Origin of the sequence: Clostridium thermarum, from assembly GCF_006351925.1 — a bacterium.
In the GTDB taxonomy this organism is placed as follows: domain Bacteria; phylum Bacillota; class Clostridia; order Clostridiales; family Clostridiaceae; genus Clostridium_AU; species Clostridium_AU thermarum.
The window spans coordinates 2,529,715-2,553,118 of sequence record NZ_CP040924.1 but is presented as its reverse complement, the minus strand read 5'-3'; the positions used below and the strand labels follow the sequence as shown (position 1 = coordinate 2,553,118).

Genomic DNA, 23,404 nt, shown 5'->3' with positions numbered 1-23,404 from the left:
AAGAACGAATGGGAATATTTTCAATATCAAAAGATATGGGTATAGATTTAGGTACAGCTAATACTTTGGTTTACGTTAAGGGAAAGGGAATTGTTCTCAGAGAGCCTTCTGTAGTAGCTATCAACAGTGCAAACAAGAAGGTTTTAGCCGTAGGTGAAGAAGCTAAAAAGATGATTGGTAGAACTCCTGGAAACATTGTGGCTATAAGGCCTATGAAGGATGGAGTAATTGCTGATTTTGACGTGACTCAAATGATGCTTAAAAAGTTTATAAGCAAGGTAATTGGAAGAAGCAGCTTTGCAAGTCCCAGAATTATTGTATGTTTCCCTTCTGGTGTTACTGAAGTTGAAAAGAGAGCTATAGATGAAGCAGCTAAGCAAGCGGGAGCAAGAGAAGTTGTGTTGATGGAAGAGCCAATGGCTGCAGCAATTGGAGCAGGTCTTCCGGTAGACGAACCAACAGGAAGCATGATTGTAGATATCGGAGGAGGAACAACAGAGGTTGCTATTATCTCCTTAGAAGGTATAGTTACAAGTAAATCCTTGAGAATAGCTGGAGACGAGCTTGATCAGTCTATTATCAGTTACATAAAGAAGGAATATAATCTAATGATAGGTGAGAGAACTGCAGAAAATGTCAAGATGGAATTAGGATCAGCCTTTAAGATGGATGATGAAAAAAGCATGGATATAAAAGGAAGAGACTTAGTTACAGGCCTTCCCAAAACAGTAACCGTTACTCAGGAACAGATTAGAGAAGCTTTAAAAGAGCCTATTTCAGCAATTATAGATGCTATTAAAACCACATTGGAAAAAACTCCGCCTGAACTGGCTGCGGATATTATGGAAAAAGGTATAATGCTTGCCGGCGGTGGCGCATTATTAAAGGGTCTGGATAAATTGATTAATTATGAAACCCATATGCCAGTCCATATAGCAGAATCACCATTGGACTGTGTTGCCCTTGGTGCAGGTAAGGCTTTAGAGTACTTTGATAGAATTAGTAAGAGAAGAGGCTAGTAATGAAGTTTTTAAAAAATAAACTAGCAGTAGCGATAATAGTACTGTCAGTTACATTTTTAATCTTTATTGCTCAAAGTGCTAAGAGGGAGAATAAAACCTTACTGGAAGGCGGCATTGGAGCTGCTTTCAATAAGGTACAGGGTGTGGTTTATAGCATAAATGATAGTATAAACGGATTCTTTAGCTTTATATTTCACTTTAATGAAGTAAAAAAAGAAAATGAGGAACTTAGGAAGAGAAATGCGGAGCTTGAAGAAAAGGCCCTGATGTATGACTCTGTAAAAAGCGAAAACGACAGATTGACTAAGAACCTGAATTTTATAAAGAGAAACTCTGACTATGATTATGTTATGTGTCAAATTGTAAATGTCAGCGGTAACAGTATCTTAGACGGCTATGTTATTGATAAGGGAACTAAGGACGGAGTTATAAAAGGCAGGGTTGTAGCTACCTCCGAGGGGTTAGTAGGACAGGTAACCACTACCTATGAAACCTGGTCCATAGTTCAAAATATATCAAATGAAAATATAGGCGTTGGGGCAATGATTCAAAGCACTGGTGAAAAAGGTATTATAAGAGGCTATAAGGACAGCAGCAAAAATCCTCTGGCTAAGATGTTCTATGTTCCTATAGAATCTGAAATAAAAGTAGGAGATGTTATAGTTACTTCTGGAGATGGCTATAAGTATCCTAAGGGAGTACGAATAGGTGAGGTTATAGATATAGAAGAAGATAGGGCCAGAGTAATGAAAAATGCTGTAATTAAGCCTTATGTGGACCTTAATAGGCTGGAGGAAGTATTTATAATTCTCCCTAAAGATAGATCTGCAGTAGACTATATAGGGGAGGAAATAAAATAATGAGAAGATTAGTTGTTATTCTAATATGTGTATTTCTATTTATAATAGATAATACACTTCTCCCTTTTTTTGACCTAAAGGGTGTTTATCCCAGTGCACTGTTTATTTTTATTGTATTTTATTCATTAAATACTGATTATACAGAAGCAATAAAGGTTGGAGTACTGGCAGGTTTTTTACAGGACTTATATTTGTGCCAAGCGGTAGGCATTAATCCGCTTTTAAATATGTTTATCTGCCTTGCAGCAGTGATCATAGGTGAGAATATATTTAGAGAAAAGGCACTGATTCCTGTACTATCCTTATTTGCACTTTCGGTGATTAAGGGAGTACTCTTGTTTATAATTTTATATTTGATTGGTTTAAAGACTGACTTTCAAGATACTCTTTACATAGCACTCTATAACATGGTGCTGGCAATTCTTTTATACAAGCCTATATTTAAATTACTGCAGAAACCCTTTATGAAAAAGGAATGGAAATTTTAAGGGGGGGACTCGATGAAAAAGAAAAAAACTTTTAGCAGGTATACCGCATTAGCAATTATAATGCTTGTTATCTTTACATTGATTGGACTTAGGTTATCCATTATGCAGATAGTTAATGCTGAGGATTACATGGACAGGGCCAATACAAACTCAATAAGACAAATATCTGAAGCAGCTCCTAGAGGAAAGATTTTAGACAAAAACGGAAATATATTAGCCACAAATATTCAAAGCTATAACCTTGTTTATATGGAAAATAATGAATATAAGGATAAGGCGCTTGATACCTTTGCTGAGGTCTTCAAACTGTTGAATAGTGCAACTAAAAAGAATGATGATGGAACCCTTAGCAAGGAGCAGCTCTTAGATGAACTGGAACTTAAGGTTAATCCTTATAGATTCGAATTTAGCAGCAATGATCCTGATACAATAAGAGCTATGGAATTGCGCTTTAAAAAGGACAGAGGCTTAAATGATGTAGTCAGACTTAAACTTTACAAAAACACTGCTGAGAATGAACTTACCGATGAGCAGAAGGCAAAGATAGATGAAGAGCTTTTAAAAATAACTCCTCAAGAGGTCTTTAACTATCTGGTTGTTAAGCATGATTTATGGAAGCTGTTAGGGTTAAGTAAAGAGGAAGAGAAGGCTCTATTTGCAAAAAAGAATAATGGTGAGATTGATAACAATGATATAGCCAAGATGTTACTGCAAAAGTATTCAGCTGAGGAAGTTAGAAAATTTATGGTAGTAAAAGATGCGATTTACTTGCAAAGTTTTTCCGGCTATAAGCCCGTTGTTATTGCAGCAAACGTAAGTAAAGAAACTGCCTTCCTTTTTGAACAGGTTAAAAACAGCTTGCCGGGTATTGACGTTACCCTTCAGCCTATAAGATATTACCCCAACAATGAATTGGGCTCAAATTTCTTAGGCTATATTTCAAAAATAAATTCTGCCAATAAAGACAGGTATGAGGAACGGGGTTATGATATAAGCACAGATTATATCGGTACAGCAGGCTTGGAAAGTGCTTTTGAAGACAGATTGAGGGGGTCCAAGGGCGGCACTACCATAAAAATAAATAAAGAAGGTAGAAAAACTGAGGAACTCTTTAAATTGGAACCATATCCTGGACAGGATATGATTCTGACCATAGACAGTAGGCTGCAGGCTATCACAGAAAGAGCTCTGCAGGAAAGGATGACAGCACTGCAGACTACAGAGCGTTTACATAAAGAAGGTACAGGAATAATGGATACGGGAAATGCTACAAGAGGTGCAGCGGTAGTTTTAGATGTAAATACCGGTGGAGTTCTCGCCATGGCAAGTTTACCGGGCTATGATCCAAACCTGTTTTCAGTTCCGGGCAGGTTAACTTCGGAACTCAGTAAGCAATACTTCCAGCCGGATTTAGAAGCTTTTGGAAAACAGTATATAGAAAGAATGGGGCTTGAGCAGTACGGAACTACAATAGATAATTTATTCCAATTAACTGATCCAGATGATAAGAAGAGTGCAAGAAAAGATATTTATGATATTTATCCAAAACCCTTCTACAACTATGCTACCAGTGGGGCAATTCCTCCGGGATCAACCTTTAAGGCTTTGACATCTATAGCAGCACTGGAAGAAGGGGTAGTAACACCTAATGAGATAATCTATGACAAGGTGCATTTTTCATTACCGGGAATGACCAATGTATGGTCTTGCCACTCAGCCCATGGGCCTGTTGACCTTAAAAAAGCCTTGGAGAGATCCTGTAACTATTACTACTATGAGGTGGGGAACAGGCTATACAATAAGAATGGCTTAGACAGTATAGCTCAATATGCCTGGAAGTTTGGTCTTGGATATGATCCAAACTCAAATGCAAAGCAAACTACCGGTATAGAAATTGCAGAAGCTACAGGCCAGGTATACAATAATACTTATAGTAAAAATGAATATGCTTTTTATTCAAAATATGAAATCAGAAACAGGCTTAATGCTGGAGTTTATTATGCAGGAAGTGGTTCTGTGGTAAGGTATACTCCCATTAATATAGACACAAATAAAGCGGACAGTGATGAGTTGAGTGCTGCTAAAGAAGCACTAAAACAGAAGGTAGCGGAATATATAAAGGGAGACTATGATTATAAAAATTCCTATACAATTTATCAAAAGCTGAAAAGTGATTTAGTACCAATATTTCAAAACCTCATAGCAGCTTTACCGGAGGAAGAAAGAAGCAAGTATAAGGAATCTGACCCACAAAACATGGCAGAGGCTATATCCACCTATGTCACCTTTGACGTTATAACTCAAATTACGACACCGGGAAATATATTTAATGCAGCCATAGGACAGGGCTCAAGTACTTTTACTCCTGTTCAGTTGGCAAATTATGTAGCAACCTTAGTTAACGGTGGAACCAGATACAGTGTGCACTTAGTGGATAAGTTTGTAGATGCTTCCGGAAATGTGGTTCAGGAGTATAAACCTCAAATCTTGGATAAGGTTGAGCTAAAACCTGAAACTATTACTGCCGTAAAAGAAGGAATGAGCAAGGTTACTGATGAATTTGGTACAGCGGCAGGGGCTTTCAATGGTTTCCCTATAGCTACTGGTGGTAAGACTGGATCTGCAACTTTTAAAGAAAATGGTGTACAGGAGAAGCTGGGAAGAACCTCCTATGGACTTTATGTTGGCTTTGCACCTTATGACAAGCCGGAAATTGCCGTTTGTGTGGTAATTTATGATGCCGGTCATGGAGGATACGTAGCTGATGTGGCCAGAGCCATATATGAAGCATACTTTAGTGATGACCTAAAACAAATACCTGGATACGTTCCAAAGTTTAACTATACTTTGAATCCATAATTATATATGCATTTTTAAAGGAAATCCAACCTAATTGGGTTTCCTTTAATTTTTACCCGTTATTTGCAAGGGTTTTGAACAAATATGACAATAAGTGGTATGTTTCGATGATAACAGAATAGTTTACTTGACAATATAAGAAATTTATTTGAAAATAAGAAGGAATTTAATCTATGTTTGTTGAAATATTATAGATGTTTGTAGTACAATTTGTACATTTGGAGGTTTTTATCTATGGAGGACAGAATTTTTATTAAAGGCAACAAAGATGGTTTGAACGCAGTAATAGATATGAATAAATTCAATAGTTTTGACGATATGCTGGATGCATTCATAGAAAAGCTGTCCAGAGGTAAAAGATTTTATAAAGATTCTACTATGAAGCTTACTACAGACTTAAAAAGAATAAATGAAAGAGAAGCAAGCAGGCTAAAGGATGTACTTCTAAATGACTTTGAAATCAAGGATTGTATTTTTGAGGAGATAGAAGAAAAGACTTTAAAAGGTTTTAGGGGAGTTACTGAAGGAAAGACTAAGTTTATTAGAAAAACTGTCAGAGGCGGACAGAGAATCGACTATACGGGAAATCTTGTCATTGTGGGCGATGTAAACCCGGGATCAGAGATCTTTGCCGGGGGCAATGTCATAGTATTAGGGCAATTAAGGGGATATGTACATGCTGGATTAGGTGGGGACGAAAGAGCTATAGTTGCAGCCTTTTCACTTCAACCGGAAATACTGCAAATCGGTGACTTGGTAACGAGATCGCCGGAGGATAATTTAAAGCCTCAATTCCCTGAAGTAGCAAAAATCAAGGATGGTTCAATAGTAGTGGAGCCATATTTACCCAATAAATTTATTTAATAACGGAGGTAGAAAAATGGGAGAAGCGATTGTAATAACATCCGGTAAGGGTGGAGTAGGAAAGACAACAACTACTGCAAATATTGGGACTGCATTGGCGTCTATGGGCAAAAAGGTGGTAGTAATAGATGGTGATACAGGTCTGAGAAATTTAGACGTGCTTATGGGACTGGAAAACAGAATAGTCTATACACTGATTGATGTAATTGAAAATAGATGCAGACTGAAACAGGCAATGATAAAGGATAAAAGATTAAACAATTTATTCTTATTGCCAACAGCTCAAACAAGAGACAAGAACGATATAAAATCTCAGGACATGCTTAAATTGGTAAGGGAACTAAAGGAAGAGTTCGACTATGTATTAATAGATTGTCCAGCAGGAATAGAGCAGGGCTTTGAAAATGCCATTGTTGGTGCAGACAGGGCTGTGGTTGTAGTTAATCCGGAAGTTACATCCGTAAGAGATGCCGATAGAGTAATCGGAAAACTGGATGCAAAGGGTATAGAAGACCATCAATTACTTATTAACCGTTTGAATATAGAAATGGTTAAGAAGGGCGACATGTTAAGTATAACTGATATAATTGATACCTTATCAGTAAAGCTTATAGGGGTAGTACCGGATGATAGGAATATAACTATATCCACAAACAAAGGGGAGCCAATCGTTTTAGATGAAAAAGCTTCTTCAGGACAAGCCTTCAAGAATATTGCTAGGAGAATTACGGGAGAAGAAGTTCCTCTTATGAACTTGGAAGGCGAAGGCGGTGGACTACTCAATGCCTTCAAGAAACTCTTTAAAATGGGAGGTTAAGAGTTATGGATTTACTTAAAATATTTAGTATAAATAAATCAGCCTCTAAGGATGTAGCAAAGGATAGATTAAGACTCATACTAATACATGACAGGTCATCCCTTTCTCCTGAAATAATGGATGTAATCAGACAGGAAATATTGGATGTCATTTCAAAGTACGTAGAGATCGATAGCTCAGAAGTTGAAATAGCTCTTACCAGAACTGATGCGGAAGAAGGGAATCTTCCGGCTTTGGTGGCAAACATTCCAATCAGAAAGGCAAGAATTGACAGATAAGTACAGCGTAGGCTGTACTTTTTTTATTAATTCTTAATGAATAGTTAAGATTATTCCGTAGCTTTTTTTCTGCCAAACTGCTATAATCTAAATTGTTGGAGGTTGAGAAAATGCTTGATAAGCTTACAATAGATAGAAAATTAATTAAATACTTTGATTTTGGACTAATTCTTGTAGCTATTTTAATTGTACTCTTTGGAACTATAAATATTTACAATGCCACCATGACAAAATATGGAATCTACTATGCAAAGCTTCAACTCATGTGGCTTGCAGTAGGCCTAGCTGTGCTATATGTGGTTGTAATAGTGGACTATACAATATTGTCCAACTATGCCAGCTTAATTTATTGGGCAGGAGTGCTGCTGCTTTTATATAATGACCTTACCAGTAAGGCAGTAAAAGGAGCCTCAGCATGGATCAGCATAGGAAGCAGAGCTATTCAGCCTTCAGAGTTCGCAAAGCTGGGCATGATAATAATATTGGCAAAAAAGTTAGACGACATGGAAGGCAACATAAACAACATTAAGAACTTTTTTATACTGACCTTTTATGCGGCAGTTCCTATGGCACTGATTGTAATACAACCGGACATGGGGATGACCATGGTTTGCTTCTTTATAGTTTTAGGAATATATTTTGTATCCGGTTTAAATTTAAAGGTGATATTTGGCGGATTAACAGCCATTGTAGTCATGATAGTAAGTGTTTGGAACTCAGGCCTAATGCCCACCTACTGGAAAAAGAGATTGACCATATTCTTGAACCCGGAGTCTGATGAGTTGGGCTATGGCTTACAGCTGATTCAATCTCAGATTGGCATTGGGTCCGGAGGTATATTCGGCAGCGGTGCCAAAGTCGGAGAACGTGCAGGCTCAAGCTTTGTATCCCAATTTGTTCCGGAGGCGTATACAGATTTTATATTCTCCATGGTCGGAGAAAAGTGGGGCTTTATTGGAGCCTTAACCCTGCTGATTTTATACAGTATTTTACTCTATAAAATACTCAAAATTGCAAAGAGAAGTAAGGACCTATTTGGCAGCATAATATGTATAGGAGTATTTTCCTCATTTCTATTCTCAATAATCCAGAATATAGGTATGACTATTGGTATTATGCCTATAACCGGTATTACATTGCCATTTATGAGCTATGGAGGAAGTTCTATGATGACTAATTTTATAGCATTGGGCTTGGTAGTGAACGTAGGGATGAGGAAAAAGAAGATAAACTTTTAAATAATTTTACTTAAGGGGGAGCACTAATGAGGATTGCATTAATTGCCCATGATAAGAAAAAAGATGATATGATTGAGTTTGTAAAAAGGTACAAAGATGTATTTCAAGAGCATCAGCTTTTTGGAACAGGTACTACCGGAAAGTTAATTTCAGAAGCAACAGGTTTGAATGTCCACAGATTCCTATCCGGTCCCTTGGGTGGTGACCAGCAAATAGGAGGGAGACTGGCAGAGGGAGGAATAGACATTGTGATCTTTTTAAGAGACCCTCTCACAGCACAACCACATGAACCTGATGTAACTGCACTTCTAAGGCTTTGTGACGTACACTGCATACCGCTGGCAACCAACATTGGCTCTGCGGAAGTAGTGGTAAAGGCACTGAAATCAAGGTAAGTAAAGACTGAAAGACTGCGTGAGCGGTCTTTTTTTCATAATCCTACTGTAATTTGAAAAACTCTAATAGCAGACCTGCTACAATCTGAAAAAATTTTTAGATTATAGTAAATTTTCTCCTGAAATAATTTTAAAAATGTTACTACTTTATTTTGCAAAATGACAGTAGGGGTGTGTTGATAAGGCAAAAAAAACGTAAAAATATTCCAAATTATTTCATAACGGGGTTGATAATGAGAAGTTTAAGTAGTATAATTTGGTTAGTTAAACTAACTAAATAGATTGAGGGAGGATATAATGCAAGAAAAAATTATTAGAGCAGCCGAAGAAATAGCAATGTTTTGCAGGCTACAAATGTATACAAAAAAAGGGTTACCAATTAAATCAAGTGAGATGGGTGTGTTAATTTATGTGCAAAAACAAAATGAAGGTGTTACCCCGTTAATGATTAGCAATTTCTTTCAAATTGCAAAACCTTCAGTAACCGCTATGGTTAATGAGCTTGTTCGGAAAGGATATTTAGTAAAGATCCCATCTCCTACTGATAGAAGAAGTTATGTTCTTTCTATAACTGATAAAGGAATAGGATTGGTAACATCAACTCATGAGGAATACTTTAAATCAATAGCATTGTTAGAAAAAAAAATGGGAACAAAGGACTTCAGAACATTTATTGATCTTATGGAAAAAGCAAATACAATACTAAGTAAGGAGAGGAAATGATGAAGGTATTAGTAACAGGTGCATTAGGGAATGTAGGTAAGTTTGTAGTAAAAGAGTTAATAGCCAAAGGGGAGCAAGTTGTAGCCGGAGATATTGACATCACTAAAATAAAGAGTCTATTTGGTGATATCGTTAGTGCTGTGAAACTTGATTTTACGGATAAAAAAACATTTGATGAGGCACTAAAAGAAGTAGATAGAGTGTTTTTGATGAGACCCCCACACCTTGGAAATCCAGAGGACCTGTATCCCTTTATCGATGCTATGAGATCTTATGATATTAAACTGGTTTCTTTTTTATCTTTAATGGGTGTTGAAAAAAACCCCCTACCTCCTCATTATAAAATTGAGAAGTATATTGAAAAAGTAGGAATTCCTTATGCTCATGTTCGACCAGGTTTTTTTATGCAGAATTTATCGGGTATTCATTCAGTAGAAATTATTGAAAAAAATGAAATATTTATTCCTGCTGGCAGAAGTAAAACAAGCTTTATTGATGCAGCAGACATAGGACTTTCGATAGCAACGTTATTACATGAACCTGAAAAGTATAAGAACACTGCTCATACTATCACGGGGCCGGAATCTTTAGATTATTATCAAATAGCGGAAATTTTAAGTGATGTTACTGGGAAGAAAATCATTTATAGAAAACCAGGTTTCTTAAAATATAGAAGTTACTATATTAAAAAGAGGGGATTAGACAAAAATTATGTAAATGTAACAGTAGCTCTTTACTTCATGACAAGGATGGGGACTGCGAAAATGGTAACCGACGGATTCTATAAAATCACAGGGAAACAACCTCGAACATTCCGTGAATTTGCAAATGAAAATGTAGATTATTTTATTTAGAGACGAAGCTAATCCTACTATAACCTTATAAATAGTAGCTTTGTGGAGCTTTATAGTTTATTCCTGAATGTATTCTAACAGTATTGTAGTAAGTTATCCAATCACTTACAGCTTCATACCCTTGAACATAGGTTTCAAACTCAAACCTAGACATGCATTCATCAAATCTGTTTCCCAAAGTTGATAGCCCTGTATTTTTATGTGTGTGGTTGTTTGAGGAAAAACATCCACAGCCCATCTGGGGCGGCTTCCGGCGAGCAGGGTTGTATAGACGGAAAAGGCGGCGGTGAAATGAGCTTGCCAATATGGCCATGGCTTTTTTTAATATTTTATTTTCCTCCTCAAGCCTTGCCATCTTCTTTAACATTGCCTGATACTCTGCTGATGTTATAGTTGTATCTTTATCCGCAGTTGTTGATTTAGCGTTTTTAATCCATCCATTGATTGTTGATTTTGATATGCCATATTCGCTGCTAAGCTCTCCCAAACTCTTACCAGAGTTATAGGGTTCTACAATTGTCTTTCTAAATTCTTGTCTATAATACTTTTGCCCTTTTGCCATTGTAGACACTTCCTTCTCTTTTTATATTTTAAGGAGTTCGGCTTTTTGTGTCTACACTAATATACTAACACCATAAGGAGGATATGTAATGAAATTTATAGACAGGCTTAAATCAAAACATGAAGTTATTATGTTTTTTATAACCACTATTTTATTTTCTTGGTTTCTGTGGTTTCCTGCATTGCTGATACAAAATTTTGGTGTTAATTTGGCGCTCCCTTATAATTTCTTTGTAACTGTTGGTACTTTTGTTCCATCTGTGACCGGTTTTATTTTTGCATACATATTCGGCGGGAAAGCGGAAGTGTATTCATTATTTAAATCATTGCTAAATATACATATTAAGGTAAAATGGCTATTATTCGTCTTCTTAGTCCTACCAATAGTATCAGCGGTATCCTGCCTGATTTTTTCTCTTTCAAGAGAAACTCTTCCTCAGATGCAGTTTGCTCCTTGGTTTGTTCCTGTGGCTTTTGCTTACATTTTTATTTTTATGGGGCCGCTGGGCGAAGAGGCGGGGTGGCGGGGCTTTGCGCTTAAGCGACTGCTGTGGAAAGCATCGCCGATGAAATCAGCGGTATTGATTGGGATAATTTGGTCGTTTTGGCATATGCCCTTGTTTTTTATAAATGGAACAACACAAAATATTTTGAATTCCTTCGGAAAAATTCCAGCAATTTTGGGTTATTTACTATATACAGTAATGATATCCATTTTAATAACCTTACTTTATATAATGAGCAATGGTAGCGTGTTTGGTTCTATGTTACTTCATGCAGTGGGAAATTTATCGCTTGGTATTGCTCCATTAATTTTTTCAGAAAAAGGAGCGGTTATTTTACTTGCTACTCTTTTTATTACTGTATCTGTTATAACATACAAGTACAGAAAAATCATGTTTCGTAAAGTATAACGTGGGTTGACATTTTTATCTATGAAATGTGTATCTAGTTTGTTCTAAAAAATGAAGCACCTTACTTTGTAATTTCCGTAGAGTACCTTGGTCATTTTGCCCTTATTCATTTACATTCACTATCACGCCGGACTTGAATTTCACAGATAATTTATCCTCGAAAACGGTGACTTTTTAAATTAGCCGCCGGACAAGTTGCTCATGGTATTCGGTAAGTATCTATGGAAATTAGGAGGGAATAAGCCTGTAGGAGTATCCAATGAATAATTATGTCATCAGGTGAAATAGAATTATTATATTCAAAATTAAATATAATTCTGCAAATTTATTGCTATTTTTATGTTTTTTTATAATAATAGTATACAGTTGTGGAATACATGATAAATTCATGGTATTTATATAAGAACATAATAAAAGAAAGGGGAAAATATTGTGATTTTCAATAAAAGTGTTATTCGAAGATATTTGTTCTTATCAATATTTGTAGGTGTTTTGATGGGAATTATTTTTCCTGTTTTGGCGAGTTTTTTTACTTATTATAAGAAGTCTTCATATTCCATGTATTTTATTTTGATATGTATAGTAGCAGGTGTAATGGTTGGATTTACTTCTTTTTTAATCGGAAAAATTACTTTAATTAATGCTATAAATAAATTGAATATATGCTTTAATTCTATAAATAATGGAGATTTAACTAATAAATGTGAATTTAAAAGTAATGATGAAATAGGTATATTGTATAATAATGTTGCTGAAATGCAGCACTCTTTAAAAACTTTGGTAGGTAATGTGGTAAATGAATATAATAAAATAGAAAATGTTGTAAAAAATATAAATTCAAATGTAACTAATCTAAATAAAAATATAGAGGAAGTATCTGCAACTACAGAGGAACTTTCTGCAAGTATGGAAGAAACAGCAGCTTCTGCTGAAGAAATGACTGCTACATCACAGGAAATAGAAAGAGCAATACATTCCATAGCAGAAAAATCACAGGAAGGTGCTGTGCATGCGGCAGAGATATATAAAAGAGCCTATGAAACAAAAGAAAATGTAGAAAATGCTCAAAAAAGAGCTAATGAAATATTTATTAATACCAAAGCTGGACTTGAAAAGGCAATAGAAGAATCAAAAGTAGTGGAACAGATTAATTTGCTTTCTAATGCTATTATGCAAATAACAGAACAAACAAATCTTTTAGCATTAAATGCTGCAATAGAAGCAGCAAGGGCTGGAGAAGCAGGGCGAGGATTTTCAGTAGTAGCTGAAGAAGTAAGAAAACTTGCAGAACAGTCAAGGGAAACTGTAAATGAAATACAAAACATAACAAGTAAAGTAACAAATGCAGTTAAAAACCTTACAGAAAACTCTAACAATCTTTTAAGCTTTATGTCAGCAGATGTGGATAAGGATTACAAAACTATGCTTGAAGTAGCTAATAAATATAGCGAAGATGCAAAAATTGTAGATAATCTTGTTATGGAGTTCAGCTCAACTTCTGAAGAACTTTTAGGATCTATTAGTGATGTATTAAAAACTATAGATGGAGTAGCACAAGCAGCCAGTGAAGGTGCATCCGGTGCTACGGATATAGCAAGCAAAATATCGGAAGTAAATAATAAATCCAATGAAGTTTTAGAAGAAGTTATAAAGACAAAAGAAAGTGTGGATAAACTAAAGGTTGAAATATCTAAATTTAAAATAACTTAAAAATTATACAGTATTTCATTTTAACGATGAAGAAGATTATAGGCAGCAAATATGATATAAGTATATAGGCTATTCAAAGAGCAATTATAATATATTATTGAAAGTGTCCCATTATAACCTTTTCTAAGGCCATATAGTGAGGACTTTTTTTGGTGAAAATTCCTGCATTGGTTGCAGATGGCTCAGAGTAGGTTATGGGCAGGGTTTCATCAGCCGTAGATATAACTTAAAAAGCTAAATTAAAAAAATAATTATTGACATATGACGGAAATGACATATAATATAAGATATAAACGACATATGTCATAAACTATCATGTGGTGAATGGCATGCCTGGAATAGATGAAACTAACCCATTGGGTACCGGGCTGAAGAGGCCACTGCAAAAATACAAAAAGAATTACTTCAAAACCCAAAAATATTTTAGAAAAGCAATTGAAAACTATTTGCAAACGGTTAGAGGATCTATCTTGGTCATAATGGATAACCGGAGGTCGTTCTAACTATATCTGTTTGGAAATGGGGTGATAATGTTATGCCAAGACCAATGAAATGGAGAAAAGTATGCTGCTTACCTGAAAGAAATAGGTTTGGGCCTCTTGATGCAAATACGGATGAAGAAAATTATTTGAGAATGACAGTTGACGAGTATGAAACAATAAGACTCATCGACTTAGAGGGGTTTACCCAAGAAGAATGTGCAAAACAAATGAATGTTGCCCGAACTACCGTGCAAGGTATTTATGTGGAAGCAAGAAAAAAACTGGCCGAGTCGCTGGTGAACGGTAAGGTTCTTATGATTGAAGGCGGAGAATACCGTCTTTGCGATGGGTCAGGTAACGGGTGTGGAAGAGGCTGTTATAGGTATAGGCGTGGATACTTTGAAGATAACAAGGTTTGAGTTGACTTATTATATATTAAGAAAAAGTAATTGAACATTTTATGTGTTGACAAAATACTTACAGTATGCCGGATGCTGATGGGGTAGGGTGCTTTGGAGATCTTTCATGCGGAGAATTATTGTTGAAACTCTAGATGGGCTTCCTGAGAATAAAAAGCATTGATCAAATTCAGGAGTAAATGCGTTGCGCAATGTAATAAATAATTATCTGAAAGCAAATAGAATGGAGGATTTGTATCAAAATAGCAATTCCGGCAGATGAGAAAAGCCTGGAATCAAACGTATGTGCAGCTTTTGGACGCAGTCCTTATTTTCTCATTTATAATACCGATACCAAGGATAGCATATTTCTTGACAATTGTGCCGCAGCAAGTACAGGCGGAGCAGGAATTAAAGCTGCACAAATGATAGCAGATAACAAAGCAAATATTTTGATCACCCCCCGCCTAGGAGAAAATGCCGCTGACGTGCTTAACGCTGCAGAAATAAAAATCTATAAAACCACAGCTGCTTCAGCCAGGGATAATATTAATAAAAAAGCTCAAAACCAAGGAAAAGTGATTATTATGGCTTGCCGAAAGCGGAGATAAATCCGGAACTTTGCATCCAATGGGATAGCTGTAGACAAAACTGCAGATTTGATGCAATTTTGGCAAATGGGAAATACAAAGTTGAACCTTATGCCTGCGAAGGGTGTGGAGTCTGCGAAGCTGTTTGTCCAATAGGGGCTATAAATCTAAAACCCTCCGTTGCCGGTGAGCTGATGTTATATGCAAACGAAGAAAATACTATTTCTACTGCACAACTTAAAATGGGGAGCGGGAATTCCGGGAAACTTGTGGCCGAAGTCAAAAAGCAGATGAGAACAGCGGCGGCTAATACTGAACTTGCAATTATTGATGGTTCTCCAGGTATAGGCTGTCCTGTTATAGCATCACTTAGCGGAGTGGATATGGTTTTGATAGTGGCCGAACCCTCTATATCGGGTATTAGTGATATGTAACGTATTATCAATACAGCGGCGAAATTGGGAACTAGGATAGCTGTATGTATAAATAAATTTAATACCAATATAAAAAATACAGAAAAGATTGAAGGGTTTTGTAAAAAACAAGGGTTGCCTTTTGTCGGCAGGATACCTTTTGATACCGGCGCAGTAAAAGCGATTAATAACGGACAGATCATCGTAGATATATCCTGTGCATCAGGTGAGGCAGTGACTGGGATTTATAATAAGACAATGGATTTGCTTTTTGAAAAAGGTGGTGGTTGAGACCGTGATTATCAAAACATTAACGGAAAACACATCCTTGTCTGAAAACTTTGGCAGTGAACACGGACTTAGCCTGTATATAGAAACAGTCAGCTTCAAAATTCTTTTTGATGTTGGAGCAAGTGAGCTGTTTCTTGAAAATGCAAAAAAGCTGAACGTAGATATTTCAGATGTAGATTTTTTAATAATTTCACATGGACATTATGATCATGGAGGCGGTGTAAAAGCATTTTTGCGTGAAAACTCAAAAGCTAAGGTATTCCTACACCAATTGGCATTTGAAAAATACTACGCTTTACATCCAAACAATGTACTGAAGTATATTGGTCTGGATGAAGGAGTGAAACAGAACGGGCGAATTGTACTTACATCAGACCGTTTCATTATCAATAAGGGGATTCAGATGTTCTCAAATATCATTCAAAGAGAATCTATTCCACGATCAAATAGTGGTTTACTTATGGTGAACAATGGTCAAATGATGCAGGACACCTTTGCTCACGAACAAAATCTTATAGTGGAAGACAATGAAAAGACGCTTTTGGTAACAGGTTGCGCCCATAATGGTATTGTAAATATTCTTGAACACTTCCGTGATTTAAAAGGATGCATGCCTGATTATGTGGCAGGTGGATTTCATCTTTCCAGCCGTTCTGGTGGGAATGAAAGTGCTGAAGTGATAAATAACATTGGCAAATACCTTATGGATACAAAAGCAAAATACTATACCTGCCATTGTACAGGTATAGAACCCTATAAAAGGCTTAAAGCTGTTATGGGTGATACTATAGATTATCTATCCGCAGGCTGTGAAATAAGAATCCCGCCTGTCGAAGCAATCAAAGATTGTTAACTGGTCACGAAATCCTGTTGAGTGGAGAAGACCTATAATCGGTAATACGGTAAAGCAGTTCTGGACGGATATTATCTGGAGTGATGTGGATTTTATGTTTATCGATATGCCCCCGGGTACCGGGGATATTCCACTAACGGTATTTCAATCCATTGCTGTTGATGGAATTATTGTTGTTACCTCACATCAGGAGCTGGCAGCCATGATTGTATCAAAAGCAGTCAATATGGCTAAATGATGAATATCCCTCTTATTTGACTGGTAGAAAATATGTCTTATTTTAATGCCCGGATTGCGGTATCGAACATAAAATCTTCGGTGACAGCTATATTGATGAGATAGCCCAAAAGCACAAATTAAAGGTGCTGGGTAAACTTCCAATCATCCCCGGAACTTCTGCCGCCTGCCATAAGGGCTTTATAGAACTATTTGACGGTGATTGGTTTGACCATGTATCAAAAATATAGGAAGAAAGAATAGAGGAAGATAATAAATGAGTACACATTCAGATATGGCAACAGAATTGTTTAAAAAAGGTTACAATTGCTCTCAATCTGTTTTTGCTGCTTTTTCCGATGAAACAGGATTGGACTTTAATACGGCGTTAAAAATATCATCTTCTTTCGGAGGAGGTATGGGCAGACTGAGAGAGGTATGCGGGGCAGTCAGCGGAATGTTTATGGTTGTAGGTATAAAATACGGTTATACAGATCCATCTGACAAAAATTTAAAAACAGAACATTACAGGGTTATTCAGAATCTGGCAGGACAGTTTGAAAAAGAAAACGGTTCTATTATATGCAGAGAACTTTTAGGTCTTTCAGTTAAGAATGATAATCCTGTCCCCGAGGACAGAACTGATAGTTATTATAGTAAGCGTCCTTGCGTAGAGCTGGTTGAGCAAGCCGCAAGGATACTTGATGAATATATTCTAAGTAAAAGTATGGAGGGAAAAAACATGATTAAAATTGCAGTAGCAAGTGAAAATGAAATGGTAACAGAGCATTTTGGACATTGCGCAAATTTCAATATTTTTGAAGTTTATAATAATCAGATAGTTAAAAGTGAGTCTATACCTAACCCAGGGCATAAGCCTGGATACCTTCCCAACTTTCTGAATGATATGGGGATAAATGTGATAATCTCAGGCAGCATGGGCGGCGGAGCAGTTGATATATTCAATGAAAAGGGTATAGAGGTTATTGTAGGGGCAAGCGGTAATGCTAAAGCGGCGGTAGAAGCTTACCTGGGGGGGGCATTAAAATCCACAGGTTCTGTTTGCCATGAACATCAGCATCATAATGAGTGCAGTGAATAGTGCAATATTTGGTTGATAAATAAGGGCTGTCGCATTAGCGATTAAAAATCGCTAATGCTCAGCCCTGTTTTTATAGGATTTTCTATGCATAAATATCATATTTTAGCCATGAAAAAGAATGATGAAAAATGGTGCACATTAATAAGCATTCAAATGCATAGGAATCTACTAAATCCATCTCCTCCACAAACTGACTTAGCAAACGCACTGAATCATTTACTGGATTAGACAATCCATATCGAATAGATCGAACAGTTTATAGTATTATGTATTGAAATAAGTTGTCAAAGAACGTAAAATAGATTGTGTAGTTTAGTTATGAGTTGTGTGTAAACGATTAATAGAATACAGGAGGGGAATGGGTGAAAAAGATTTTATTTTCTTCAAGATATATTGTGGTAATTCTAGTGTTTGTAGCCTTTAATTACCTGCTTCTGAATAGCCTGAGAGAAGAAAAAGCCCCTGAAGAACCTATTAAGCCTAAAATAGTGCTTATTTCCCATGTCTGTTCAAATCCCTATTGGCATTATGTGAAATATGGTGCTGAAAAGGCAGCTGCAGAGAGAAATGCCGTCATCGAATACCAAGGTCCAGACAATGCCAGCATTGAGGAAGGTATAAAATTTATTAATATGGCCTATGCTGCAAAGGTCAGTGGAATAATTGCCTACATTCAGGATGAATCCAGCTACCAGCCCGTAATTCAAAAGGTTGTGGACGGCGGAATTCCCTTTGTAACCATTGATTCTGATGCTGAAAATAGTAAAAGATTAGCCTATGTAGGTACCGATAATGTTGCTGCAGGCAGGGTTGGCGGTAAGGAAGTGATAGATGCAATCGGAACAGAGGGGAAAGTAGGTATTATAATGGGGGGAAGGAATGTTAAGAATCAGATAGAGCGGGTGACAGGATTCACTGAATATATTAATGCTAATTCGAATCTTGTTATAGCAGATATCCAGTCCTCGGACTCATATTTACTGGAGGCGGAATTGGCAGCAAAGAAAATTCTCATGAAAAATTGGGATATAAAGGCATTGTTTTGCACTTCTGCTCAGGACGGGGTAGGCGCAGCCAAAGCTGTAACAAGTTTAAACATGACAGGAAAGGTTAAAATAATATGCTTTGACGACTTGCCGGAAACTCTGGAAAGCATAGATAATGGAATTATAACCTCTACAATTGTTCAAAAGCCTTATATGATGGGGTATAATGCGGTAAATATAATTATGGACATTTTGGATGGAAAGGAAACTAAAGGGGTCTTTCTTACAGATGTTATTGTGGTAGGAAAAGAGAACCTTGACAAATATAATAAGATAAAAGGAGAATACAGTGGTGAAACCAGGTAGCTTAAGGAAAAAAATCATACTCTTTGTAATTATCATAATTGTTCCTATTGCTACCAGTAATATATTGTCTCTGGTTATAAGCAGGAAGATAAATACAAATTATAATAATATGCTGAATAAGATGAGTACCACTAATGAAATAAAAAAGGGTCTTGATGAGTCCCTTTTCAATTTCAATAAGTATATACTTTCGAATTCAGAAGATGCCAAGAAATCCTATGAATTAAGTTACAAAAAAGCCATTAATAATGTGGTTATACTTCAACAAAGCTCCCAACTGGAGAGCAGATATATCTTAAGGGATTTGGAAAACTCCTTAAAGAGCTATAAGACCAGTGGAGATAATACAATAAGAATTTATAATGATAAAGCAGGGGCTGATGCATATTACAATGAATATGTTTCTACAAAGGAAATTTCATCCTATTGTTACAATTTCATATCAAAGCTAAGTGACAGCTATCTTGAATACAACAATAGTATCTATAAAACACTTAGGGAAAAAGCTCAGTTCATCTATAAAGTATTGGCAGTTTATATAGTTACAGCATTGCTAATCAGCATATTATATACCTTGTATTTTGTCAGGAATATATTAGATAAGCTCAGAGAATTGGTAGACACATCAAAGAGAGTATCTCAAGGTGATTTCTCATATAATGAAGGTAAGAAGACCTCAATATATGAGGTTGATATACTATCAGAGGCTTTCAGTACAATGATTAAAGATATAAAGAGATATATAAATTCATTAAAAGAAAATGCAGAGTTGGAAAGAAAGCTTAGGGATGAAGAAATGAAGTTGCTGAAATATCAAAATGCTCTTAAATTATCTCAACTTAAGATCTTACAAGCACAAATTAATCCGCATTTTCTGTTTAATACACTTAATTGTATTAATCAGACTGCCATGATTGAAAATGCAGAAAAGACTGAAAGCCTTATAAGAGCTGTTTCTGGTATATTAAGATATAGTCTCAGCATGATGGATAGAAATGCTACCTTGGAAGAAGAGGTAAGCGTAGTTGAGCAGTACATGCATATTCAGAAAATGAGATTTGAGGATAGAGTCAAATTTAATCTGGTCATAGACGCGGATTTAACCAAGATAAAGGTTCCCGGCATGACACTGCAGCCATTTGTTGAAAATGCCTTTATACACGGTATAGAACCAAAAGAGGACGGTGGTGTTATCAATATGAATATATTTGAGGATGAGAATACATGCACAGTTTTAATAGAAGATGACGGCTGTGGTATTGACGAGGAAACTCTGAAGAAGATAACCTCGGAGGAATCAAAGGAGGTTCACATAGGCCATACTACAGGGATGGGAATAAATAGTGTAGTGGAAAGACTTGAATTATTATATGATGCGGAAAATATATTTACTATTGAAAGCCAAAAGGGTGTTGGGACAAGGATTTATCTAAAAATTCCAAAGAAGGAGTTGACTTCTATATGTTAAAGCTGCTTGTAGCAGATGATGAAAAATACGATAGAGACTCCATTATTGCAATGCTTAATGCTGAATTTAAGGACGTGCTTGAAATCTGTGAGGCAAAGAATGGCCGGGAAGCTATTGAGGTTTCTGAACGAATAAGGCCGGATATTGTTATTATGGATATAAAAATGCCAGGAATAAACGGACTGAAGGCCATTCAAGAGATTAAGAAGTTTCTTCCTAATATTTATTGTATAATTGTAACAGCTTATGATTACTTTGATTTTGCCGTAGAGGCAGTAAAGATAAATGTAAAAGAATATATATTAAAGCCCTTTAGCAAGGCAGACATAATAGAAAAAATTCGCGAAGCCATAAATACTGTTAATGTGGAGAAGGAAAAGCGCAGAAGTGAAATTGAAAATCAGGAAAAACTATATAATCTTATACCTGTATTGGAGAATGAATTAAGCTATTCTATTATAAATAATAATCTAAGAGCAATAGATTATGAAACCTACTTAAGATATCTGAATATGGATTTTAAATATGCCTGTGCAATGGTGGTAAGGATTAAAGAAAAACCTGCTTATTTAAATACAGCTGAAACATTGACAGAGGATGTAAAATTCCAGGCAGGTGAGTATATTAAAGAGTATATAACGAGAAGATGTAAGGCTATAGCGAGCTATCGATTTACAAAGGAACTGGTGTATTTTGTTCAGGTTAAAGAATACGAGGATATGGAAGAAACAAAATTCAGCATAGTCAATATGGCAGTTGATATAAGGAGAGAGATAAAGAGAGCCTACGGTTTATCCGTGAGAATAGGAGTAGGACGATGTTACAGTGGATTGAAGCAAATGCACAAATCCTATGAAGAAGCAAGGGCTTCGCTGGAATATAAATCTGAAAACCTTAATGTCATTTATTTTGGAGATATTAACCCTGACTTTCAGGAAAAAGAATCATTTAATGAAAAGATCACAAATGTAGACAAGCAAAAAATTGCTCTATTCCAGGTTGTAGAGCAATATATTACAGATAATCTAAAGGAGGATTTAAAGCTAGAGGATACTGCAGCAAAATTCAATTTAAGCTCCTATTACTTCAGTAGAACATTCAAGGAAGTTGTGGGCTGCAATTTCTCAGACTATATAAACATGGTAAGGATAAATAAAGCTAAGGAAATGCTGCAGCACGATTCCATAAGCATTAAGGAAGTATGCTATTCAGTTGGATACAGTGATCCTAATTATTTCAGCAAAGTGTTTAAAAAGTATGAAGGAGTCAGTCCTACAGAGTTCAAAGGGAAATAAAATATTATGCTGTACAGCAAGAAAAAAATGCTGTATAGCATTTTTTTGCTGTAAAACAGGGCAAGATTTTATTCAGTGTCCGCAAGTTATTACGTTGAGGAAAACGTATTCAAACTGTATGATGTATACAGGGACAAACTTAAACATAAAATTAATCAAGGGGGAATAAAATCTATGAAAAAACAAATTATTTCAGCTTTAATGGCAGGACTTATGCTGCTTGCTGCTGGATGCAGCTCCTCTGGTAAGCAGGGCGGTTCCGGAGGTAAGCAGTCTATAGGTGTAGCAATGCCTACTCAGTCACTTCAACGTTGGAACCAAGACGGTGAAAACATGAAGAAGCAGCTTGAAACTAAGGGTTACAAAGTTGACCTTCAGTACGCAAACAATGACGTAAATACACAAGTTCAGCAGATTGAAAACATGATTACAAAGGGTAATAAAGTTCTTGTAATAGCATCTATAGACGGTTCAGCTCTTACAGACGTTTTAAAGAAGGCTGCTGACAATGGTGTAAAGGTTATCGCTTATGACAGATTAATAATGAATACTGCTAATGTTGACTACTATGCAACCTTCGATAACTTCAAGGTAGGTGTTATCCAGGGTCAGTACATTGAAGAAAAGCTTGGACTTAAAGATGGTAAGGGACCTTTCAATATAGAATTATTTGCAGGCTCACCTGACGATAACAACGCTAAATTCTTCTTTGACGGCGCTATGAGTGTATTACAGCCATATATAGACAACGGTAAGCTTGTTGTTACAAGTAAGCAGACAGATTTTGCTACAATAGCTATTCAAGGCTGGGAATCAGCTAAGGCACAGGCTAGAATGGACAACCTTATAACTGCTAACTACGCTGACGGAAAGAAACTTGATGTAGTTCTTTCACCAAATGACAGCTTAGCAATCGGTATAATTGCATCCCTTACAAATGCTGGTTACGGTTCAGCTGACAAGCCATACCCAATTATAACTGGACAGGATTGTGATAAGCCAAACGTAGCAGCAATGCTTAAAGGACAGCAGTCTATGTCAATATTCAAGGATACAAGAACACTGGCAGCTAAGGTAGTTGAAATGGTTGATTCAGTTCTTCAAGGGAAAGAAGCACCTGTTAACGACACTAAGACTTATAACAACGGAAGCAAGGTAGTTCCATCCTTCTTATGTGATCCAGTATATGCTGACAAAAACAACTACAAAGAAATACTTATTGACAGTGGATACTATAAAGAATCAGATATAAAATAATCGATGAAATAAAGATGCAAAGCTGCACTGTAGCCGGACACCATATTTGGTGTTCGGCTTGCAGGCGGCAAAACTGGTAAGGCTTTGCCCCCTGCAAGCCGAAC

Annotated in this window: 21 protein-coding genes and 4 pseudogenes; 24 read left to right on the top strand and 1 reads right to left on the bottom strand. The window is 36.3% G+C overall.

All coding sequences use genetic code 11. The annotated features are described in order from the left end of the window. The first annotated feature begins 8 nt into the window (after positions 1–8). The 11 genes from FHY60_RS11465 (at position 9) to FHY60_RS11415 (ending at position 10,398) form a co-directional block, all read left to right on the top strand. Positions 9–1,019 carry a rod shape-determining protein gene (locus FHY60_RS11465; RefSeq protein WP_139905177.1) on the top strand — a complete coding sequence of 337 codons (1,011 nt, stop codon included), beginning with the start codon at positions 9–11 and terminating at the stop codon, positions 1,017–1,019. A gap of 2 nt (positions 1,020–1,021) precedes the next feature. Then, positions 1,022–1,882 (top strand): rod shape-determining protein MreC, encoded by an 861-nt coding sequence (gene mreC / locus FHY60_RS11460; protein ID WP_139905176.1) that lies wholly within the window; start codon positions 1,022–1,024, stop codon positions 1,880–1,882. Then, the gene (mreD, locus tag FHY60_RS11455) at positions 1,882–2,370 is read left to right on the top strand and encodes a rod shape-determining protein MreD (RefSeq protein WP_139905175.1); all 489 of its coding nucleotides are present in this window, start codon (positions 1,882–1,884) and stop codon (positions 2,368–2,370) included. Before mreC ends, mreD begins: the two co-directional genes overlap by 1 nt. A gap of 12 nt (positions 2,371–2,382) precedes the next feature. Further along, positions 2,383–5,229: a penicillin-binding transpeptidase domain-containing protein gene (locus tag FHY60_RS11450; RefSeq protein ID WP_139905174.1), complete on the top strand. Its 2,847-nt coding sequence runs from the start codon at positions 2,383–2,385 to the stop codon at positions 5,227–5,229. Between the two features lie 234 nt (positions 5,230–5,463). After that, on the top strand, positions 5,464–6,093 hold the full coding sequence (gene minC / locus FHY60_RS11445; RefSeq protein WP_139905173.1) for a septum site-determining protein MinC: 630 nt from the start codon (positions 5,464–5,466) through the stop codon (positions 6,091–6,093). 16 nt (positions 6,094–6,109) lie between these two features. Further along, positions 6,110–6,910: a septum site-determining protein MinD gene (minD, locus tag FHY60_RS11440; protein WP_139905172.1), complete on the top strand. Its 801-nt coding sequence runs from the start codon at positions 6,110–6,112 to the stop codon at positions 6,908–6,910. Between the two features lie 5 nt (positions 6,911–6,915). Beyond that, positions 6,916–7,188, top strand: coding sequence for a cell division topological specificity factor MinE (minE, locus tag FHY60_RS11435; RefSeq protein ID WP_139905171.1), 273 nt, complete (start codon positions 6,916–6,918; stop codon positions 7,186–7,188). A 110-nt stretch (positions 7,189–7,298) separates the two neighbouring features. Next, the gene (rodA, locus tag FHY60_RS11430) at positions 7,299–8,426 is read left to right on the top strand and encodes a rod shape-determining protein RodA (protein WP_139905170.1); all 1,128 of its coding nucleotides are present in this window, start codon (positions 7,299–7,301) and stop codon (positions 8,424–8,426) included. Between the two features lie 26 nt (positions 8,427–8,452). Then, positions 8,453–8,821 (top strand): methylglyoxal synthase, encoded by a 369-nt coding sequence (gene mgsA / locus FHY60_RS11425; RefSeq protein WP_139905169.1) that lies wholly within the window; start codon positions 8,453–8,455, stop codon positions 8,819–8,821. Positions 8,822–9,118: 297 nt separating this feature from the next. Continuing rightward, positions 9,119–9,544, top strand: coding sequence for a MarR family winged helix-turn-helix transcriptional regulator (locus FHY60_RS11420; RefSeq protein ID WP_139905168.1), 426 nt, complete (start codon positions 9,119–9,121; stop codon positions 9,542–9,544). Beyond that, a complete protein-coding gene (locus FHY60_RS11415; RefSeq protein ID WP_180375399.1) occupies positions 9,544–10,398 on the top strand; it encodes an SDR family oxidoreductase in 855 nt (284 codons plus the stop codon). The genes FHY60_RS11420 and FHY60_RS11415 overlap by 1 nt, the downstream gene beginning before the upstream one ends. Positions 10,399–10,423: 25 nt before the next feature. Here the strand turns inward: FHY60_RS11415 and FHY60_RS11410 are convergent, their stop codons facing one another. Beyond that, positions 10,424–10,960 carry a transposase gene (locus tag FHY60_RS11410; RefSeq protein WP_139905166.1) on the bottom strand — a complete coding sequence of 179 codons (537 nt, stop codon included), beginning with the start codon at positions 10,958–10,960 and terminating at the stop codon, positions 10,424–10,426. An 88-nt stretch (positions 10,961–11,048) separates the two neighbouring features. Here FHY60_RS11410 and FHY60_RS11405 point away from each other — a divergent pair, with 88 nt between their 5' ends. From FHY60_RS11405 to chvE, 13 genes and pseudogenes are all read left to right on the top strand, one after another. Beyond that, positions 11,049–11,873, top strand: coding sequence for a CPBP family intramembrane glutamic endopeptidase (locus FHY60_RS11405; RefSeq protein WP_139905165.1), 825 nt, complete (start codon positions 11,049–11,051; stop codon positions 11,871–11,873). Positions 11,874–12,683: 810 nt separating this feature from the next. Beyond that, positions 12,684–13,583 (top strand): annotated as a pseudogene (locus FHY60_RS11400) (methyl-accepting chemotaxis protein); the annotation flags it as partial. A gap of 535 nt (positions 13,584–14,118) precedes the next feature. Further along, complete coding sequence (locus FHY60_RS11395; protein ID WP_139905164.1) at positions 14,119–14,484, top strand: DUF134 domain-containing protein; 366 nt, start codon at positions 14,119–14,121, stop codon at positions 14,482–14,484. Positions 14,485–14,720: 236 nt separating this feature from the next. Next, positions 14,721–15,074, top strand: coding sequence for a NifB/NifX family molybdenum-iron cluster-binding protein (locus tag FHY60_RS11385; protein ID WP_139906452.1), 354 nt, complete (start codon positions 14,721–14,723; stop codon positions 15,072–15,074). Further along, positions 15,023–15,757, top strand: a pseudogene (locus FHY60_RS11380) (4Fe-4S binding protein); the annotation flags it as partial. The gene FHY60_RS11385 and the pseudogene FHY60_RS11380, both read left to right, overlap by 52 nt. Before the next feature lie 4 nt (positions 15,758–15,761). Further along, positions 15,762–16,610: an MBL fold metallo-hydrolase gene (locus FHY60_RS11375; protein WP_139905163.1), complete on the top strand. Its 849-nt coding sequence runs from the start codon at positions 15,762–15,764 to the stop codon at positions 16,608–16,610. A 10-nt stretch (positions 16,611–16,620) separates the two neighbouring features. Beyond that, positions 16,621–17,077, top strand: a pseudogene (locus FHY60_RS11370) (P-loop NTPase); the annotation flags it as partial. A gap of 26 nt (positions 17,078–17,103) precedes the next feature. Further along, a pseudogene (locus FHY60_RS18320) lies at positions 17,104–17,547 on the top strand (C-GCAxxG-C-C family protein); the annotation flags it as partial. Between the two features lie 21 nt (positions 17,548–17,568). Further along, a complete protein-coding gene (locus tag FHY60_RS18315) occupies positions 17,569–17,928 on the top strand; it encodes a NifB/NifX family molybdenum-iron cluster-binding protein (RefSeq protein ID WP_243122284.1) in 360 nt (119 codons plus the stop codon). Between the two features lie 362 nt (positions 17,929–18,290). Beyond that, positions 18,291–19,280 (top strand): substrate-binding domain-containing protein, encoded by a 990-nt coding sequence (locus tag FHY60_RS11360; RefSeq protein ID WP_243122138.1) that lies wholly within the window; start codon positions 18,291–18,293, stop codon positions 19,278–19,280. Continuing rightward, positions 19,267–20,748, top strand: a complete 1,482-nt coding sequence (locus FHY60_RS11355; protein WP_139905161.1) for a sensor histidine kinase — start codon at positions 19,267–19,269, stop codon at positions 20,746–20,748. The genes FHY60_RS11360 and FHY60_RS11355 overlap by 14 nt, the downstream gene beginning before the upstream one ends. Further along, a complete protein-coding gene (locus tag FHY60_RS11350) occupies positions 20,742–22,043 on the top strand; it encodes a response regulator (protein WP_139905160.1) in 1,302 nt (433 codons plus the stop codon). Before FHY60_RS11355 ends, FHY60_RS11350 begins: the two co-directional genes overlap by 7 nt. Before the next feature lie 174 nt (positions 22,044–22,217). Beyond that, positions 22,218–23,300 (top strand): multiple monosaccharide ABC transporter substrate-binding protein, encoded by a 1,083-nt coding sequence (chvE, locus tag FHY60_RS11345; RefSeq protein WP_139905159.1) that lies wholly within the window; start codon positions 22,218–22,220, stop codon positions 23,298–23,300. Positions 23,301–23,404: the final 104 nt, after the last annotated feature.